Origin of the sequence: Zemynaea arenosa (assembly GCF_004614185.1) — a bacterium.
GTDB classification, from domain to species: domain Bacteria; phylum Pseudomonadota; class Gammaproteobacteria; order Burkholderiales; family Burkholderiaceae_D; genus Telluria; species Telluria arenosa.
The window spans coordinates 1-16,514 of the sequence record NZ_SPVF01000039.1 but is presented as its reverse complement, the minus strand read 5'-3'; the positions used below and the strand labels follow the sequence as shown (position 1 = coordinate 16,514).

19 protein-coding genes are annotated in these 16,514 nt (G+C 66.7%); 10 read left to right on the top strand and 9 right to left on the bottom strand.

The features are described 5' to 3' along the window. Nucleotides 1–32 precede the first annotated feature (32 nt). A complete protein-coding gene (locus tag E4L96_RS02715; RefSeq protein WP_167758582.1) occupies nt 33–1,622 on the top strand; it encodes a methyl-accepting chemotaxis protein in 1,590 nt (529 codons plus the stop codon). A gap of 530 nt (nt 1,623–2,152) precedes the next feature. Here E4L96_RS02715 and E4L96_RS02710 read toward each other — a convergent pair. After that, complete coding sequence (locus E4L96_RS02710; RefSeq protein ID WP_135205696.1) at nt 2,153–3,094, bottom strand: LysR family transcriptional regulator; 942 nt, start codon at nt 3,092–3,094, stop codon at nt 2,153–2,155. Between the two features lie 170 nt (nt 3,095–3,264). Between E4L96_RS02710 and E4L96_RS02705 the strand changes: the two genes are divergently transcribed. Beyond that, entirely contained in the window at nt 3,265–3,471 is a 207-nt protein-coding gene (locus tag E4L96_RS02705) for a hypothetical protein (RefSeq protein ID WP_135205695.1), read from the top strand. A gap of 72 nt (nt 3,472–3,543) precedes the next feature. Here the strand turns inward: E4L96_RS02705 and E4L96_RS02700 are convergent, their stop codons facing one another. From E4L96_RS02700 to E4L96_RS02670, 7 genes are all read right to left on the bottom strand, one after another. Beyond that, nucleotides 3,544–4,140, bottom strand: a complete 597-nt coding sequence (locus tag E4L96_RS02700) for a chalcone isomerase family protein (protein WP_135205694.1) — start codon at nt 4,138–4,140, stop codon at nt 3,544–3,546. A gap of 38 nt (nt 4,141–4,178) precedes the next feature. Then, on the bottom strand, nt 4,179–5,822 hold the full coding sequence (locus tag E4L96_RS24640; RefSeq protein ID WP_307721623.1) for a methyl-accepting chemotaxis protein: 1,644 nt from the start codon (nt 5,820–5,822) through the stop codon (nt 4,179–4,181). A gap of 210 nt (nt 5,823–6,032) precedes the next feature. Next, on the bottom strand, nt 6,033–6,599 hold the full coding sequence (locus tag E4L96_RS02690; protein WP_167758581.1) for a DUF1003 domain-containing protein: 567 nt from the start codon (nt 6,597–6,599) through the stop codon (nt 6,033–6,035). Between the two features lie 57 nt (nt 6,600–6,656). Next, nucleotides 6,657–6,914 carry a YfhL family 4Fe-4S dicluster ferredoxin gene (locus tag E4L96_RS02685; protein WP_135205691.1) on the bottom strand — a complete coding sequence of 86 codons (258 nt, stop codon included), beginning with the start codon at nt 6,912–6,914 and terminating at the stop codon, nt 6,657–6,659. A 27-nt stretch (nt 6,915–6,941) separates the two neighbouring features. Beyond that, the gene (gene coaD / locus E4L96_RS02680) at nt 6,942–7,439 is read right to left on the bottom strand and encodes a pantetheine-phosphate adenylyltransferase (RefSeq protein ID WP_135205690.1); all 498 of its coding nucleotides are present in this window, start codon (nt 7,437–7,439) and stop codon (nt 6,942–6,944) included. Nucleotides 7,440–7,523: 84 nt separating this feature from the next. Beyond that, nucleotides 7,524–8,213, bottom strand: a complete 690-nt coding sequence (gene rsmD, locus E4L96_RS02675; protein WP_135205689.1) for a 16S rRNA (guanine(966)-N(2))-methyltransferase RsmD — start codon at nt 8,211–8,213, stop codon at nt 7,524–7,526. A 28-nt stretch (nt 8,214–8,241) separates the two neighbouring features. Next, nucleotides 8,242–9,093 carry a DUF6279 family lipoprotein gene (locus E4L96_RS02670; protein ID WP_135205688.1) on the bottom strand — a complete coding sequence of 284 codons (852 nt, stop codon included), beginning with the start codon at nt 9,091–9,093 and terminating at the stop codon, nt 8,242–8,244. 73 nt (nt 9,094–9,166) lie between these two features. On the opposite strand from E4L96_RS02670, the gene glmU reads away from it, so the two are divergent. Next, nucleotides 9,167–10,543: a bifunctional UDP-N-acetylglucosamine diphosphorylase/glucosamine-1-phosphate N-acetyltransferase GlmU gene (gene glmU / locus E4L96_RS02665; protein ID WP_135205687.1), complete on the top strand. Its 1,377-nt coding sequence runs from the start codon at nt 9,167–9,169 to the stop codon at nt 10,541–10,543. Between the two features lie 15 nt (nt 10,544–10,558). Here the strand turns inward: glmU and E4L96_RS02660 are convergent, their stop codons facing one another. Further along, on the bottom strand, nt 10,559–11,020 hold the full coding sequence (locus tag E4L96_RS02660) for an Lrp/AsnC family transcriptional regulator (RefSeq protein WP_135205686.1): 462 nt from the start codon (nt 11,018–11,020) through the stop codon (nt 10,559–10,561). Between the two features lie 151 nt (nt 11,021–11,171). Between E4L96_RS02660 and glmS the strand changes: the two genes are divergently transcribed. From glmS to E4L96_RS02625, 7 genes are all read left to right on the top strand, one after another. Then, nucleotides 11,172–13,001, top strand: a complete 1,830-nt coding sequence (glmS, locus tag E4L96_RS02655; protein ID WP_135205685.1) for a glutamine--fructose-6-phosphate transaminase (isomerizing) — start codon at nt 11,172–11,174, stop codon at nt 12,999–13,001. Between the two features lie 17 nt (nt 13,002–13,018). Further along, entirely contained in the window at nt 13,019–13,366 is a 348-nt protein-coding gene (locus tag E4L96_RS02650) for a hypothetical protein (protein WP_135205684.1), read from the top strand. Nucleotides 13,367–13,448: 82 nt separating this feature from the next. Further along, complete coding sequence (locus E4L96_RS02645; protein WP_229414197.1) at nt 13,449–13,802, top strand: DUF1924 domain-containing protein; 354 nt, start codon at nt 13,449–13,451, stop codon at nt 13,800–13,802. Nucleotides 13,803–13,815: 13 nt separating this feature from the next. Continuing rightward, nucleotides 13,816–14,280: a diheme cytochrome c gene (locus E4L96_RS02640; RefSeq protein ID WP_135205682.1), complete on the top strand. Its 465-nt coding sequence runs from the start codon at nt 13,816–13,818 to the stop codon at nt 14,278–14,280. After that, the gene (locus tag E4L96_RS02635; RefSeq protein WP_135205681.1) at nt 14,252–14,995 is read left to right on the top strand and encodes a cytochrome b/b6 domain-containing protein; all 744 of its coding nucleotides are present in this window, start codon (nt 14,252–14,254) and stop codon (nt 14,993–14,995) included. The genes E4L96_RS02640 and E4L96_RS02635 overlap by 29 nt, the downstream gene beginning before the upstream one ends. A gap of 26 nt (nt 14,996–15,021) precedes the next feature. After that, a complete protein-coding gene (locus E4L96_RS02630) occupies nt 15,022–15,690 on the top strand; it encodes a response regulator transcription factor (RefSeq protein ID WP_135205680.1) in 669 nt (222 codons plus the stop codon). Beyond that, the coding region (locus E4L96_RS02625; RefSeq protein WP_181017573.1) for a sensor histidine kinase N-terminal domain-containing protein at nt 15,687–16,514 on the top strand (828 nt) is incomplete at its 3' end. The genes E4L96_RS02630 and E4L96_RS02625, both read left to right, overlap by 4 nt.

The following is a 16,514-nucleotide window of genomic DNA, read 5'->3' as shown; positions in this document are numbered from 1 at the left end:
TTGTTGTTGTAGAGCATCATCCGGTGCGGGTGATGCGCTCCGACATCATGGAGGCTATCGTGCTGACCTTCGTCCGCCATCACCGCGGGGCCGTTGCGGCGGTCCTGGCCCTGGGCGCCGCCGCCCTGCTGGCTCATGTGGCGTCTCTTGCTCCCCTTGTCTCCGCCCTGCTCGGCGGCGTGTGCGTGGTGCTGGCGTACTGGCTGGCCGCGCGAGCGGACGGGGCCGGCAGCGCCGACCAGGTGATCGGCACCGTTGGCCACGCCATCGACGACATCATGATCGGCGCGGCCGAGACCTCTTATTTTGTCGATTCCATGCGCCGCAAGGTGGAGGTCGACACCCAGGCAGCCGTCGGCGTGGTGCAGAGCGCGCACCGGAATGCCGCGACCACGGACGAGATGGCGGCCAAGGCCCAGCGCGCCGCGGCGGCCATCGCACTGGTTCGGGAGCGCAGCGTGCAGGGGCAGCGCGAGATTGCCTCCGGCCTGGACAGCATCGGCCAGGCCCGTGACGAGGCCCGGCAGGCCGGCAGCGTGATGGAGGCGCTGCGCGGCAATGCGCACGGCATCGCCGGGTTCGCCGGCGTGATCAGCGAGATCTCGGCCCGCACCAATTTGCTGGCGCTGAACGCGGCCATCGAGGCGGCCCGTGCCGGGGAACATGGGCGCGGCTTTGCCGTGGTCGCCGGCGAGGTGCGGCAGCTGGCGCACCGGACGCAGGAGGCCACCGATGAAATCCGCACCATGGTCCGCGCCATCAATGAGCAGGCCGAGCAGGCTGCCCGCGGCATGGACACGCTGAACACGGCGGTGGGCGCGGCGGCCGGAAATGTCGAGCGGGTGCACGGGATGATGGACGAGATCGAGACCGCGGCCGAGGATTCGGAGCGCGAGACCGGGCAGATTGCGCGCGCGGCCGCGGAGCAGGTCAGCGTGACGCACGAGATTGCCGATGCGCTGAGCGGAATCCGGGACCGGCTCGCGTCGACCGAGCGCGAGCTGCCGCGGGTGGCGGGGTCGGCCAATGCGCTGGCGGAGAAGGCAGAGGCGATCGCCGGCGCGCTGGGCGAGGCCGGCGTGGCGACCGCGCACGACGCGATGCGCGCGGCGGTGCAGGCCGCGGCGGCCGAGGTCGGCCAGCTGTTCGAGCAGGCGCTCGCGCGCGGCGACATCACGCGGGACGCGCTGTTCGACCGGCGCTACCGGCCGATCCCGAACACCAACCCGCAGAAGTACCACACCCAGTTCGACGGTTTCACCGACCGGGCCCTGCCGGGGCTGCAGGAGGGCCTGCTGGCGCGGATACCGCAGCTGGCCTACGCGGGCGCGGTGGACGACCACGGCTACTTCCCGACGCACAACAAGAAGTTCTCTCAGCCGCTGACAGGCGATTACGACATCGACATCGTCAACAACCGCACCAAGCGCATCTTCGAGGACCGCACCGGCCAGCGCTGCGCGCAGAACACGCGCTCGTTCCTGCTGCAGACGTACAAGCGGGACACGGGCGAGGTCATGCACGACATGTCCGCCCCGATCTACGTGCAGGGCCGCCACTGGGGCGCCTTCCGCATCGGCTACCGCTCCCAACCCGCCGCGCACCAAAGTCGCGCCATGTGATACCGGGGTCAGGCCTGTTTCTGACCCAGCGCAAAAGTCACGAGCCAGCCGCCCGGCTCCCCGCATCCGGTGCCAGACCCCGGTAGCAGATTCCGCGACAAAGTCGCATTCCCCGATACCGGGGTCTGGCCTGTTTTTGAGATAGCGCAAACGGCGCGAGGGGGGCGAGCCGGCGACGGCGCGCGGTGCCAGACCCCGGTAGTGGATTTCGCGACGAAGTAGCGCGCTGCGCTACCGGGGTCTGGCCTGTTTTTGAGGTGGCGCAAACGGCGTGAAGGGGGCGAACCGGCGACGGCGCGCGGTGCCAGACCCCGGTAGTGGATTTCGCGACGAAGCAGCGCGCTGCGCTACCGGGGTCTGGCCTGTTTTTGAGGTGGCGCAAACGGCGTGAGGGGGGCGAGCCGGCGACGGCGTGCGGTGCCAGACCCCGGTAGTGGATTTCGCGACGAAGTAGCGCGTTGTGATACCGGGGTCTGGCCTGTTGTTGAGGGGGCGCAAACGGGCCGGGGGCCGGGCGCGGGGGGCGGCGCTCAGGCGGGACGGGCCAGGGGGGTCTTGGACATGTCTTCCAGGTGCTGGCGCAGCCATTTGTGCGCGGGGCTGCGCGAATCGCGCTCGTGCCAGAGCATGTCGAGATGCACGGCGGGCAGCTGGAACGGCAGCTCGCGCCACACCAGCGCGTGCATCATGCCGGTCGAGGCGATCAGGTGCTTCGGCAGCACGGTGATGAGGTCGGAATCGGCCACCACCCGCCCGGCCGTGAAGAACTGGTTCACCGTCAGCAGGATGCGGCGTTCGCGCCCCAGCTGGGCCAGCGCCTCGTCCACCAGCCCGTGCGCGCGGCCCGAAAAGCTCACCAGCAGGTGATTGGCCGCGCAATACTTGTCCAGCGTGAGCTCGCCCTTGGCCAGCGCATGCCCCTTGCGCATCACGCTCACGTACTGCCCGGAATACAGGCGCTCATGGCGGATCGGCGAGACGGCGTCGCTGGTCAGCTGGGCCGCTACGCCGGGGAAGAAGCCGACCGCCAGGTCGATGTCCCCGCGCAGCAGCATCGGCCGCGGCTCGCGCGTGGTCAGTGGCACCATCCGAATGTTGATGTTCGGCGCTTCCTGCTGGATCGAGCGCATCAGCGAAGGCAGCCACAAGGCTGCGGTCGCATCCGCCATCGCGAGGCGGAAGGTGGCATGCGCCTTGGCGACGTCGAAGGTTTCCGGCGAGACGGCCGCCTCGAGGTTGGCCAGCGCCTGTCGCACGGTCGGCCACAGCGCTTCCGCGCGCGGGGTCGGCTTGACGCCATACGCGGTGCGGATCAGCAGCTCGTCGCCGAGGCTCTCGCGCAGGCGCTTGATGGCGTTCGAGACGGCCGGCTGGGTCATCGCCAGGCGCCCGGCGGCGCGCGTCAGGTTCTGTTCGGTCATCACGGCGTCAAAGACGCGCAGCAGATTCAGGTCCAGCGTGAGGAAACTCATGTCGTGCTTGCCACTTTCTGTTCGTCCGTCGAGTGTACCCGAGTTTTATTCACGGTCAATATAACACCCATGGGAAATCAAAATTAGATTTATATGTTGCGTCGCCGTATAGTTCTCTACATCAATACATTGTGCGCAGGTTTATCGTGTCGTCGTCCTTCATTCTCCGCATGTTCGCTCTCGCCGTGACGGTGGTGTTCTTCCGCCCACTGCTGGTGGGTGTGCTCAAGGCCCTGGTCCTGGTGGTGCGCCCGCGCCTGACCCATGAGCAGCGCGTGGCCCGCGCGCAGCAGCTGAACGCCCGCATGGTGCACGAAGTGTCCAGCCTCGACCCCGTCACCTCCGCCGAACTGCGCGCCATCGCCGCCCGCGGCTGATTCCAGACAGACGAAAAACGCGGCGTCCCGGGTCACCGGGCGCCGCGTTTTTCTTTGCCCCGCCGAAAACGCTCAGCCAGCCTCGCCCAGCAGGTTCGGCTTGAGCCCGCTGTCCGCCGGGTGCTCGCCCAGCCAGATCTTCAGCACGGCGTTATAGAAAGCCACGTCCGGCACGGCATCGCCGACCTTCTTGCCATTCAGCGTGACCACCGTGCCGGTGCCCGGCACCCAGTCCAGGTGCAGCGTGTCGCCCTTCTTCAGGCCCGGGAACATGGCGAACATCTCGCCAAACTGCATGGTCTGGTTCAGGATCTTGGTCTTCTCTTCCTTGGTCGAGTTGGCGTTCAGGCCGGTCATGAAGGCCTGGCCGAAGTCCTCGGACGAGATCTCGCGCATCATCACCAGTGTCACGCGGCGCGGGCCGTCCATCTTCATGATGTCCGCCACGTTGTGGGTCTTGTCGGTCAGATACAGGCCGGCGGCGTAGACCTTGAACATCAGCTTCTTGCGCAGGCCCGCGCCATTCAGCTTGAGGTCTTTGCCGGCCACCTTGGTAGTGTCGTCAAACTTGATGCCGGCCACGTCGGCGGCGTGCGCGGCGGTGGCGGCCACGGCCAGGCAGACGCCGGCCAGCAGGGCTTTCAGGCGGAAGGTCGAGGTTGCAGTCATACAGGTCTCCGTTCAGGTGTGTTGTGGTGTTATGAGGTTCAGGCCGCTTCGGCTTCGGCTTCAGCTTCAGCTTCGGCCGGGCGGATGGTCGGTGCGGCTTGGCCGATGGCTTTGGCGCGCCTGGAGCGCACCGGCGCGTGCGCGGGTGGCACTTCGTCCAGCTTGAAGACGCTGACCACGCGCGCCAGTTCGGCGGCCTGGTCCTGCATCGACGCAGCGGCCGCGGCCGCTTCTTCGACCAGCGCGGCGTTCTGCTGAGTGGTCTCGTCCATCGCGTGGATGGCGGTGTTGACTTGGGCAATCCCTTCGCTCTGCTCCATGCTGGCGGCGGTGATCTCGCCCATGATGTCGGTCACGCGGCGCACGCTGGCCACGACCTCGTCCATGGTGGCGCCGGCGGCGGCGACCAGCTTGCTGCCCTCGCCCACCTTGTCCACCGAGTCCCCGATCAGGGTCTTGATTTCCTTGGCGGCGGCGGCCGAGCGCTGCGCCAGGCTGCGCACTTCGGAAGCGACCACGGCGAACCCGCGGCCCTGCTCCCCAGCCCGGGCCGCTTCCACGGCGGCGTTCAGGGCCAGGATGTTGGTCTGGAAGGCAATGCCATCGATCACGCTGATGATGTCCACGATCTTCTTGGACGAGGTGGTGATCGAGCCCATGGTGTCGACCACCTGGGCCACCACGCTGCCGCCGCGCACGGCGATCTCGGAGGCCTGCGCGGCCAGCTGGTTGGCCTGGCGCGCGTTGTCCGCATTCTGCTGCACGGTGCCGGTCAGCTCGCGGATCGAGCCGGAGGTCTGGCCCAGCGCGGCGGCCTGCTGCTCGGTGCGCGAGGACAGGTCCAGGTTGCCGCTGGCAATTTCGCTGGAGGCGGACGTGATCGCCTCGGTGCCGCCGCGGACCTGGGCCACGATGCGGATCAGGCTGTCGTTCATGTGGCGCAGGGCGCTCATCATCTGGCCGGTCTCGTCGCTGCGGGTGGCGACGATGGTGCTGGTCAGGTCGCCTTCGGCCACGCGGCGGGCGATGTCCACCGCCTCGCTCAGCGGCTGGGTGATCGAGCGGGTGGACAGCACCGCCACCGCCAGCGAACCGGCCGCAGCAACCACGGTTAGCACCACGATCAGCAGCTCGGTGCGGTGGGTGACTGCGGCGGCCCCGGCGCCCGCGTCCGCCATCACGTCATTCTGGTAGGCGACGAAGCGGTCCAGCTGCTCGAAATACTTGGCCTGCAGCGGACGGACCGAGAACATGTACTTGAGCATGGCCTCGTCCTTGCGGTCCTCGGCGATCAGCCCGGCAAAGGTGGTGTGGATGGGGCCGAACTTGTCGCGCAGCGGCAGCAGGGCCTTCAGGATCTCCTGGCCCTTGGCGTCCGTGGTGGTCGCGGCCAGTTCGTCGATCGCCTTCGAGGCGCCCACGGTGCGGGCGGCCACATTGTCCATTTCTTTCTTGACCTGGCCGGGGTCGGTCATGATCAGCGACAGCAGCATCCCGCGTGCGGCCTCGCTCACATCGGCCTTCACCTTGTTCGCCGCCACCGTCTTGGGGTAGCGCTCCTTGATGATGCTCTCGACCTCGCGGTTCAGCGAAGCCATCCGGTTATAGGACAGCCCCGCCAGCAGAATCAGCAGGGCAATCACGATGCCAAATCCACAGGCCAGGCGCTGGCCGATACTCATGTCTCTCATTGTCGTTGTCGTTGTGAGTTTTAGTGGCGGCCACCGGCTTTCCGCAACCGGTTGTGAAAAAAAAGAATGGCCGTGCTAATTTATTTCTAAAAATATACCACCGGAAAGACTCCACTTAGTGGGCTGGCGGTGGCTTTTTTGAAGAAATAGTTATGAAAAACCAACAGGCTGTGGCTGAGTTATCACAGTTCTTAATGTCGGTTATGGTTTTTCGTTTTCGATGGCATTGAGGACGGCGGCGGCATCAGCCGGCTTGGCCAGTTCGTCGGCTTCCGGATCGGGCTTGTTGCGTACGTTGGGGAGGTCGGCGCGCAGGTCTTCGAGCAGGCAGATGATCTTGCTGCTCTTCTTCTCGGTCAGCAGATTGACCTGCAAGTCCAGGTGGGCGTGGTGCTCGGCCAGCTTGGCGGCGTGGTTCTGCCGGATCAGCACGGTGGTCGAGATGATGAAGGCGTTCAGGGCGATGATGCCCTGCAGCCAGAAGAAGGGCGGCTCGTCGAATACCGTCCAGGTGAACTCCTCGGCCAGCAGGTTGTAGGCGATCCAGGCCAGCACAAACGCCAGATTGGCCAGCACATAAGCCGGGCTGCCGACGACATGGCTGAACCGTTCCACGAAACGCTGGGCGCGCGGCTTCTCGCGCTCGTGCCGTTTGTAGAAATCGAGAATGGTGTCGATGTTGTCGCTGACCGCTTCCGGCAAGTCCTCGCGGGTGGGCCGTTGCGGTGGCGCCAGGGGATCGTGCTCGTGCTGCGGCTGCTCTGCCATGCGGGGCCTCCTGCGGCCGAGCATAGCACCGGGGCGGGGCGCCCGGCGTCCGGCAGCTTACTCGGCCTTGGCGAGCGTGAGGCGCTCGTATTTGGCCATCAGCTGCTCCCTGGACTCGCGCCAGTCCGGGTGCAGCGGAATGCAGGCCACCGGGCACACCTGCTGGCACTGCGGCTCATCGAAATGGCCGACGCATTCGGTGCACTTGTTCGGATCGATGACGTAGATCTCCGGACCGAGGGAGATCGCTTCGTTCGGGCACTCGGGCTCGCAAACGTCGCAGTTGATACAGTCGTCCGTGATCATCAAAGCCATGGCTGGCCCTACCTCGACAGCAAGTTGTTACGGATTGGCGGCCTTGAGCTGGGCGATTTTCTTCTGCAGCCAGCGGTCCACCGAGGGGAACACGAACTTGGACACGTCCCCGCCCAGCATGGCGATCTCGCGCACGATGGTGCCGGAGATAAATTGGTACTGGTCGGACGGGGTCAGGAACAGCGTTTCCACGTCCGGCAGCAGGTAGCGGTTCATGCCCGCCATCTGGAATTCGTATTCGAAGTCCGACACGGCGCGCAGGCCGCGCACGATCACACGGGCGTCGTGCTGGCGCACGAAATCCTTGAGCAGGCCGGAGAAGCTCTCCACCTTGACGTTCGGATAATGCCCGAGCACTTCGTTGGCGATTTCGAGCCGCTCGTCGAGCGAAAAGAAAGGCCGCTTGTTTTTGCTGTCCGCCACGCCGACCACCAGCGTGTCGAAGAGCCCGGATGCGCGGCGCACCAAGTCTTCATGTCCCCGGGTCAGGGGATCGAACGTTCCTGGATAAACGGCTACAACCATCGTGGCTCCCTGCGATGCACCAATTCAGAACGCGCATTATGCCTGAAAATTGTGCGCTGCATTAATTTCGGGCAAGGCCCGCCTTCAGCCGCTCCGCCGCAGCAGATGAAAGTACACCATCCCGGCTTTGTCGGCGCGCACGGCTTCCCAGCCTTGCAGCCACTGCGGCACCGCGTCGGCGCCCTGCCCATCGAAGGGCAGGGCGAGGCCGGACTCAGCGTACACCAGGCCGCCGGGCTTCAGCAGCGTTAGGCACAGCGGCAGCGCGGTGGCCAGCAGATCCTGCTGGTAGGGCGGGTCCAGGAAGATCAGGTCGAAGGTCTGGCCGCGCGCCGCCATGTTGCGGGCGGTGGTGAGCGCGTCGCCGCGCACAACGCTGAGGTTGGCGGCCTCCAGCTTGTCCTTGTTGGCCTGCAGCTGGCGCACCACGCCCTGATGGGCATCGACCAGGATGACGGACGCAGCGCCACGGCTGGCGGCTTCGAAGCCGAGCGCGCCGCTGCCGGCGAACAGGTCCAGGCAGTCGCGCGTGCTCCAGACGCCGTCGAACTGGTGGTTGATCCAGTTGAATATGGTTTCGCGCACCCGGTCGGGCGTGGGGCGCAGGCCGAGCGCGTCCAGCACGGGCAGAGGGGTGCGCTTCCAGGTACCGCCGATGATGCGGACCGACTGCGGAGCCAGGCGTGGGGTGTGGCGGGTCAGGGTGCGCTGCGGGCTGCGGCTGTCTTCGCTTCGCGCGCCGCCGCGGCCACCGGATGAGGATTTCTTGTACATGGGCGGCACTATAGCACCGCCCTGCGGCTTACCTGCCCTCGGCCGCCAGCGTGTTCAGGTCGTTGATCCAGCCCTGCATGCGGTCCTGGGCGTGGGCGCGCTGCTCGGGCGTGGTGAGCTGGATGACGGCCAGGATGAACTTGGAGGTGGTGTCCACGTAGCCGTCGAAGAAGGCCTTGCGGTCGGGCTGGTCGAAGCGGTCGACCGTGTCCTTGATCAGCCCGGCGACCAGGGGCGTGGCCGCCTCCTTGCTCAGCTTCTCGGCCTGGATCTTGCGCACCACCTCGATGATGCGCTTCTGGCGCCGCATGCGTTCATCGAGCCAGATGTCGTTGTCCAGCGGCCGCGCGTCCGACAGGCGCCGGATCTGCGCCTCCTGCTCGCGGCTGAAGCTGCCGAACCAGAGCTTGAACTGCTCCATCGCCTTGTCGTAGCGCACTTCCTTGCGGTGGTCGAAGCTGCCGCTCATGAACTTCTTGCGGTAGTCCGCGTTGTTCTTTTCGAACTTCTTTTCCATGCGCTCGATCTGTTCGGGTTTCACCGAGCGGGCCAGGTCGACCAGGTCCGGCAGCGATTTCACCATTAACTCGCGCGTTTCATCGCGGATCTTCTTGTAATCGCCCAGCAAATCCTGCTGAGTCGGGTTGCCGGCCAGCTGCTTCTGCGCGGTGCGCAGGATGTTGACGTAGTCGGGCAGCTGGGTCTTGCGGTGCCAGTCGAAGAACGCGTCGATGTCGCGCTTGACCCAGGCTTTCTGGTCCGAATCGATGTCGAGGTAGGCGTTGAGCCACCAGTACAGCAGGGTGTCGCCATGGTCGTAGGTGAAGCGGATGGTGCTGCAGGCCGACATCAGCAGCAGCAGACCCAGCGCGAGGAGCATGGAAAAGCGTTCTTGGAGTGTCCGCTGCGTGTTAAACTTTTTCATCTTTTTTAACTTTTCGAACCCTGGTCTTATGAATGTCGTGATCCTCGCTGCCGGTATGGGCAAGCGCATGCAATCGTCGCTGCCCAAAGTGCTGCACCGCCTCGCAGGCAAGCCGCTGCTGAAGCATGTGATCGATACGGCGCGCGAGCTGTCGCCGTCCAGATTATGTGTCATCTATGGACACGGCGGCGCAGCGGTGCCCGAGATGGTGGGCCAGCAGAACACCGGCGCCTTTCCCGAGATCCTGACCGCGCTGCAGGAGCCGCAGCTGGGCACCGGCCACGCCGTGATGCAGGCGCTGCCGCAGATCGACGAGAACGACTCGACCCTGATCCTGTACGGCGACGTGCCGCTGACCACGGCGGCCTCGCTGCGCAAGCTGCTGGAAGCCGCCGGCACGGACAAGCTGGGCATCCTGACGGTGGAGATGGGCAACCCCTTTGGCCTCGGCCGCATCATCCGCGAAAACGGGCGTATTGTCCGCATCGTCGAGGAAAAGGATGCGACCGACGCACAGCGCCAGATTCGCGAGATCAACAGCGGCATTCTCGTTGTGCCAGGCGGGAAGCTGAAGCAGTGGCTGGGCGCGCTCTCCAACACCAATGCGCAGGGCGAGTACTACCTGACCGACATCGTCGCTCAGGCGGTGGCGGAGGGCGTGGAGGTCGTGTCCGCCAATCCGTCGGCGGAGTGGGAAGTGGCCGGTGTCAACAGCAAGGTCCAGCTGGCCGAGCTGGAGCGCCAGCACCAGCGCAACATCGCCAATGCCCTGCTCGAGCGCGGCGTGACGCTGATGGACCCGGACCGCATCGACGTCCGCGGCGAGCTGATCTGCGGGCGCGACGTGACCATCGATGTTGGCTGCGTGTTCGAAGGCCGGGTCGACCTGGCCGATGGTGTCACCGTTGGCGCGCACTCGGTGATCGTGAATTCCGCGATCGCGGCCGGCGCCAGCGTCAAGCCATTCTGCCATATCGAAGAAGCCGTGGTCGGCGCGCAGTCGCTGATCGGCCCGTATGCGCGCCTGCGCCCGGGCACCACGCTGGCCGAGGACGTGCACATCGGTAACTTCGTGGAAGTGAAGAACAGCCAGATCGCCGCACACACCAAAGCCAACCACCTGGCCTACGTGGGCGACGCCACCATCGGCTCCAAGGTCAACATTGGCGCAGGCACCATCACCTGCAACTACGACGGCGCCAACAAGTTCCGCACCGTCATCGAAGACGACGCCTTCATCGGCAGCGACTCGCAGCTGGTGGCCCCGGTCACGGTCGGCAAGGGCGCCACCCTGGGCGCCGGCACCACCCTGACCAAAGACGCCCCGGCCGGCAAGCTCACCATCTCGCGCCCCAAGCAGCTGACCATCGACAACTGGAAGCGCCCGGTCAAGACCAAGCACTGAGCCGGGCCGCGCCGGTCAGGGCGCGATCCGCGTTTCAAATTTGCTGCGGAAGGTGGAGAAGTAAGCCTTCACATTCCGCACATTCTTCTGCGCCGCGAACACCCGGTGCGCCAGCGCGTGATAGGCGGGCATGTCTGCAACCTGCACCACCAGCACGAAGTCCGGCCCCGGCGAGACGCGGTAGCACTGCAGTATCGCCGGCTCCGCCGCCACCACCTTTTCGAACTCGTCCATCCGTTCGGCCGCCTGCACATCCAGCGTAATCTCCACGATGGCGGTCAGCCGTGCGCCCAGTTTCTCGGGCGCTACCAGGGCCACCTGGCGCTGGATGACGCCGGTTTCGGTCAGATGCTTCACTCGCCGCAAGCAAGTCGGCGGCGATACGTGCACCAGTTCAGCCAACTCGGCATTGGTGTGCGACGCGTCCATCTGCAGCACATCTAGAATGCGGCGGTCGAGTTCGTCGAGTGTGTCCATAAATTTCAACGGGCGAGCCAAGATGAAAGAATATTTCAATCATAGCATATCGTGAAATATTCTGTCATCGCAAACGCGATTTAGAAAGCTTATTTCAACACGACTGCTCTAAGATTCCTGGCATCATTTAATTCATTTGCAAGAGGTCATTATGTGTGGAATCGTCGGCGCCGTCGCCCAGCGGAACATTACCCCGATCCTGATCGAGGGCCTCAAGCGCCTTGAGTACCGCGGCTACGACTCCTGCGGCGTCGCCCTCCACGTCGATGGCCAGCTGCAGCGCTCGCGCAGCACCTCGCGCGTGGCCGACCTGGAAAGCCAGATCGGCACCGCCCGCCTGCAAGGCTTCACCGGCATCGCCCACACCCGCTGGGCCACCCACGGCGCCCCGGCCTCGCACAACGCCCACCCGCACTTCTCCCCCAGCAGCGAGAACGCCCGCATCGCCCTGGTGCACAACGGCATCATCGAAAACCACGATGAGCTGCGCAGCGAACTGCAAGGCCTCGGCTACGAATTCCAGAGCCAGACCGACACCGAAGTGATCGCTCACCTGGTCGACCACATGTACAACGGCGACCTGTTCGACACCGTCCAGCAGGCCGTCAAGCGCCTGCACGGCGCCTACGCCATCGCCGTGTTCGCCCGTGAAGAGCCGCACCGCGTGGTCGCCGCCCGCCAGGGTTCGCCGCTGATCGTCGGCCTCGGCGAAGGCGAGAACTTCGTCGCCTCCGACGCGATGGCCCTGGCCGGCACCACCGACCAGATCATCTACCTGGAAGAAGGCGACGTGGTCGACCTGCAGCTGGGCCGCGTCTGGATCGTGGACGCCGACGGCAAGCCGGTCGAGCGTGAAGTGAAGACCGTGCACGCCCACACCGGCGCGGCCGAGCTCGGCCCGTACCGCCACTACATGCAGAAAGAAATCTTCGAGCAGCCGCGCGTGGTCGGCGACACGCTGGAAGGCGTCACCGGCATCATGCCCGAGCTGTTCGGCGACAACGCCTACAAGATCTTCAAGGAGATCGACCGTGTGCTGATCCTGGCCTGCGGCACCAGCTACTACGCCGGCGTGACCGCCAAGTACTGGATCGAATCCCTGGCCAAGGTCCCCGTCAACGTCGAGATCGCCAGCGAATACCGCTACCGCGACAGCGTGCCCAACCCGAACACCCTGGTGGTCACCATTTCCCAGTCCGGCGAAACCGCCGACACCCTCGCCGCGCTCAAACACGCGCGCGCGCTGGGCATGACCAAGACCCTGACCATCTGCAACGTCGCCACCAGCGCCATGGTGCGCGAATGCGAGCTGTCGTACATCACTCGCGCCGGCGTGGAAGTGGGCGTGGCCTCGACCAAGGCCTTCACCACCCAGCTTGCGGCCTTGTTCCTGCTGACCCTGACGCTGGCCCAGGTCAACGGCCACCTCACCGACGAGCAGGAAGCGCAGCACCTGAAGCAGATGCGCCACCTGCCGGTCGCGATCGCCGCCGTGCTGGCGCTGGAGCCCCAGATCATGGCCTGGGCCGACGAATTCGCACGCAAGGAAAACGCCCTCTTCCTGGGCCGCGGCATCCACTACCCGATCGCGCTCGAAGGCGCGCTCAAGCTGAAGGAAATCTCGTACATCCACGCCGAGGCCTACCCGGCGGGCGAGCTCAAGCACGGCCCGCTGGCGCTGGTGACGGACGAGATGCCGGTGGTGACCATCGCCCCCAATGACCAGCTGCTGGAAAAGCTCAAGTCCAACATGCAGGAAGTGCGCGCCCGCGGCGGCCAGCTGTACGTGTTCGCCGACGTTGATTCGCGCATCAGCTCGTCGGATGGCGTGCACGTGATCCGCCTGCCGGAGCACTATGGTCTGCTGTCGCCGATCCTGCACGTGGCCGCCCTGCAGCTGCTGGCCTACCACACGGCGCTGGCCCGCGGCACCGACGTCGACAAGCCGCGCAACCTGGCCAAGTCCGTGACGGTGGAGTAAGCGCCAGGCGCTGCCGCTTGAGCAACCACACCAATCTCGTCGGCCTGCACGGCGAATACCTCCTGGGAACAGAACTCATGTGGCCCGTCCCGGGTCCACGGGTTCTGTTAGAGCCTTATCTCATTGGAGGCAAGGCGCCGACGCTCGACTACATCGTCTATTTGCTGGACGCGAGCGGCCATCGGTCGGGACCCTTCTTCTTTGTTCAGGGGAAGACCACGGATCAGCGCCCGCAACCGGGTGATCCCTACCCCATCAAATTCGCCGCCACCGATGTGGACCGAGCGATCGCCACCAACTATATCGTGAGCTGTGACCTCCGCAAGGGTCGCGGCGGCCGGCCGCAGGACGTAAGAAGTCCTTAAGATCCCGGCCGGAACATGGTGCACAAGGAGGTTCACCATGTTCAGCACAGCACGCATCTGTCTCACGGCCGCATTGGCCGCCATGCTCGCCACCGGCAGCGCGCAGGCCGCGACACCGCCCGAACTGCTGGCTAGCTATACCGCCCAGGCCGGCGCCCCCGCCGATCCCGAACGCGGCCGCCAGTTCTTCGTTAACCGTCACGGCCAGCAGTGGGCCTGCGCCTCGTGCCACGGCGCGCGGCCGGTCAGCGCCGGCGAGCACGCCGCCACCGGCAAGTCGATCTCGCCCCTGGCGCCCGCCTTCAGCCCGCAGCGCTTCACTGAGGCCGCCAAGGCCGACAAGTGGTTCCGCCGCAACTGCAAGGATGTCATCGGCCGCGAATGCACCGCGGCGGAAAAGGCCGACGTGCTGGCCTGGCTGCTGACCCTCAAGTGACGGGAGCCCGATCATGTCCGCTACCCTCGCATGGCGCGCCGCCCTGCTGTCCCCCCTGCTGCTTCCGCTGGCAGGCCAGGCCCGGGATGGCGTGCGCGTGCCGTCCAATCCGCTCTACCAGCAGGAATGTGCCGCCTGCCACGTCGCCTACCCGCCGGGCGCCCTGCCGGCCGCCAGCTGGCGCCGCCTGATGCAGAATCTGCCGAACCACTTCGGCACCGATGCCTCGCTCGACCCGGCGGCGGTGCGCCAGTTGTCCGCCTGGCTGGACCAGTACGCCGCCACCGGCCGCCGCGCCCAGCAGGCTCCCCCGGACGACCGCATCACGCGCAGCGCCTGGTTCCAGCGCAAGCACGACGAGATCGCGCCGCGCACCTGGCAACTGCCGAAGGTGAAAAGCCCCGCCAACTGCGCGGCCTGTCATACCCAAGCCCCTCAAGGAGTTTTCGATGAACACGATGTCCACATCCCGCGCTGACGCCGCCGCGGCAGCCGGCGCGCCGGCCGCCCAACCGGCCGCCCGCCGCATCCTGGTCTGGGACGCCCCGGTCCGCATCGTCCACTGGCTGCTGGTGCTGTGCTTCGCCGGCGCCTGGCTCACCGCCGAGAGCGAAACTCTGCGGCTGGTCCACGTCACGCTCGGCTACACGATGGCCGGGCTGGTGGTCTTCCGCCTGCTCTGGGGCCTGGCCGGCACCCGCCACGCGCGCTTCGCCAGCTTCGTGCGGGGACCGGGCGCCGCCCTGCGCTACCTGCGCTCGCTGGTGTCGCGCCATCCCGACCACCACACTGGCCATAACCCCGCCGGTGCGCTGGCCATCCTGGCGCTGCTCGGCGGCATGCTGGTGCTGGTGGCCAGTGGCTGGGCCAACTACAACGACATCGGCGGCGAATGGACCGAAGAGCTGCACGAGGCCATCGCCAGCGGCCTGCTTGCCCTCGTGATCGTCCACGTGCTCGCCGTGCTGGCCAGCAGCTGGCTGCATCGCGAAAACCTGGTCGGCGCCATGCTCCACGGCCGCAAGCCCGTGCCTGCCGCCGACGGCATCGGCACGCCGCGCCGCGCGGTGGGCGCCTTGGTCCTGGCCTGCGTGCTGGGCTTCTGGTGGTGGCAGTGGCAGCATGCGCCCGCGGCCCTGGCCGATGGCCACCCCGCCGCCACCCAGCGCCATCACGGCGATGACGACGACTGAGCCGCGCACCGTGCGACAATAGCCCCATGCGGATCCTGCTCGCGGAAGATGATGCCCTGCTTGGCGACGGCCTGCGCGCCGGGCTGCGCCAGCGCGGCTACCAGGTGGACTGGGTGCGCAGCGGGGACGCCGCCGAAAGCGAACTGCGCGCCCAGCCCTACGCCGCCGCCGTGCTCGACCTGGGATTGCCCCACAAGGACGGCATGGAGGTCCTGGCCGCCGTGCGCCGCGCCGGCGTGACGGTGCCCGTGCTGGTCCTCACTGCGCGCGACGCCATCCCCGACCGCATCCGCGGCCTGGACGCTGGCGCCGACGAATACGTGGTCAAGCCGGTGGACCTGGACGAACTCGCGGCCCGCCTGCGCGCCCTGGTGCGGCGCGCCCATGGCCAGGTGCAGGAGACGCTGCGCTTCCAGGACCTGGAGCTGGACCCCGCCGCCCGCCAGCTGCGCCAGGCCGGGGCGCCGGTCACACTCTCTGCGCGCGAATTCGACCTGCTGCACACCTTCCTTCTGAACGCAGGCCGCGTCCTCACCCGCGACCAATTGGAACAGCACCTCTACAGCTGGGGCCAGGAGGTCGACAGCAACGCGGTGGAAGTCCACGTCCACAACCTGCGCCGCAAACTGGGCGCGGGCCTGATCCGCACCGTCCGCGGAATCGGCTACATGCTGCCGCGCGAGGACGGCGCATGAGGGCGCCGTCGCTGCAGCGGCGCCTGGTCTGGCTCGTGCTGGGCATGGTCAGCGTCGCCTGGCTTCTGGCACTGGCCGCCACCTGGAGCGACAGCCGCCACGAACTCGACGAGCTACTGGACAGCCATCTCGCGCAGGCGGCGGCGTTGCTGGTGGTGCAGCAGGCCGGCGAGTTGGGCGAGGACGGCCACCGCGTCGAGACGCCCTCCCTGCACCGCTATGCACCGCGCGTGACCTTCCAGGTGTTCCACGAGGGCCGTCTGGTGGTCCGCTCCGCCAATGCCCCGGTGGCGCCGCTGCTCGACCCGGTGCGCGGCCAGGCGCGCGGCTTCACCACAGTGCACCTGGATGGTGCCGACTGGCGCGTGTTTGCCGCGCGCGGCGCCGAGCGCGATGTGCAGGTCTACGTGGGCGAACGGCTGGACGCGCGCCGCGAGATCCTGGTCGCGGTGCTGCGCAGTGTCCTGTGGCCGCTGGTGGTCGTGCTGCCGCTGTTGGCCGCCGCCGTATGGTGGGCGGTGCGCTACGGTCTGCGCCCGCTGCACCGCCTCGGCGAGCGGCTGGTCGTGCGCCGCCCGGATGCGCTGGAACCACTGCCGGAGGCCGGCCTGCCGCTGGAGATGCGGCCCATGGTCACGGCCCTGAACGGCCTGTTCAGCCGCATCGCAAGCCTGATCGGCAATGAGCGCCGCTTCACCGCCGACGCCGCGCACGAGCTGCGCACGCCGATCGCCGCGATTCGCGCCCAGGCCCAGGTGGCGCTCGGCGAAACGGACGATGCGGCGCGCCGCCAGGCTTTGCTGCGCACCGTGGAAGGCTGCGAC

Excerpts from the sequence above, each read along its gene's own strand:
- coaD (WP_135205690.1), bottom strand. The coding sequence starts at position 7,439 with ATGGTTGTAGCCGTTTATCCAGGAACGTTCGATCCCCTGACCCGGGGA.
- glmS (WP_135205685.1), top strand. The coding sequence starts at position 11,172 with ATGTGTGGAATCGTCGGCGCCGTCGCCCAGCGGAACATTACCCCGATC.
- E4L96_RS02660 (WP_135205686.1), bottom strand. The coding sequence starts at position 11,020 with ATGGACACACTCGACGAACTCGACCGCCGCATTCTAGATGTGCTGCAG.
- E4L96_RS02690 (WP_167758581.1), bottom strand. The coding sequence starts at position 6,599 with ATGGCAGAGCAGCCGCAGCACGAGCACGATCCCCTGGCGCCACCGCAA.
- E4L96_RS02685 (WP_135205691.1), bottom strand. The coding sequence starts at position 6,914 with ATGGCTTTGATGATCACGGACGACTGTATCAACTGCGACGTTTGCGAG.
- E4L96_RS02640 (WP_135205682.1), top strand. The coding sequence starts at position 13,816 with ATGTCCGCTACCCTCGCATGGCGCGCCGCCCTGCTGTCCCCCCTGCTG.
- rsmD (WP_135205689.1), bottom strand. The coding sequence starts at position 8,213 with ATGTACAAGAAATCCTCATCCGGTGGCCGCGGCGGCGCGCGAAGCGAA.
- E4L96_RS02700 (WP_135205694.1), bottom strand. The coding sequence starts at position 4,140 with ATGACTGCAACCTCGACCTTCCGCCTGAAAGCCCTGCTGGCCGGCGTC.
- E4L96_RS02635 (WP_135205681.1), top strand. The coding sequence starts at position 14,252 with ATGAACACGATGTCCACATCCCGCGCTGACGCCGCCGCGGCAGCCGGC.
- E4L96_RS02670 (WP_135205688.1), bottom strand. The coding sequence starts at position 9,093 with ATGCTCCTCGCGCTGGGTCTGCTGCTGCTGATGTCGGCCTGCAGCACC.
- E4L96_RS02705 (WP_135205695.1), top strand. The coding sequence starts at position 3,265 with ATGTTCGCTCTCGCCGTGACGGTGGTGTTCTTCCGCCCACTGCTGGTG.
- E4L96_RS02715 (WP_167758582.1), top strand. The coding sequence starts at position 33 with ATGCGCTCCGACATCATGGAGGCTATCGTGCTGACCTTCGTCCGCCAT.
- E4L96_RS02645 (WP_229414197.1), top strand. The coding sequence starts at position 13,449 with ATGCTCGCCACCGGCAGCGCGCAGGCCGCGACACCGCCCGAACTGCTG.
- E4L96_RS02630 (WP_135205680.1), top strand. The coding sequence starts at position 15,022 with ATGCGGATCCTGCTCGCGGAAGATGATGCCCTGCTTGGCGACGGCCTG.
- E4L96_RS24640 (WP_307721623.1), bottom strand. The coding sequence starts at position 5,822 with ATGAGTATCGGCCAGCGCCTGGCCTGTGGATTTGGCATCGTGATTGCC.
- glmU (WP_135205687.1), top strand. The coding sequence starts at position 9,167 with ATGAATGTCGTGATCCTCGCTGCCGGTATGGGCAAGCGCATGCAATCG.
- E4L96_RS02710 (WP_135205696.1), bottom strand. The coding sequence starts at position 3,094 with ATGAGTTTCCTCACGCTGGACCTGAATCTGCTGCGCGTCTTTGACGCC.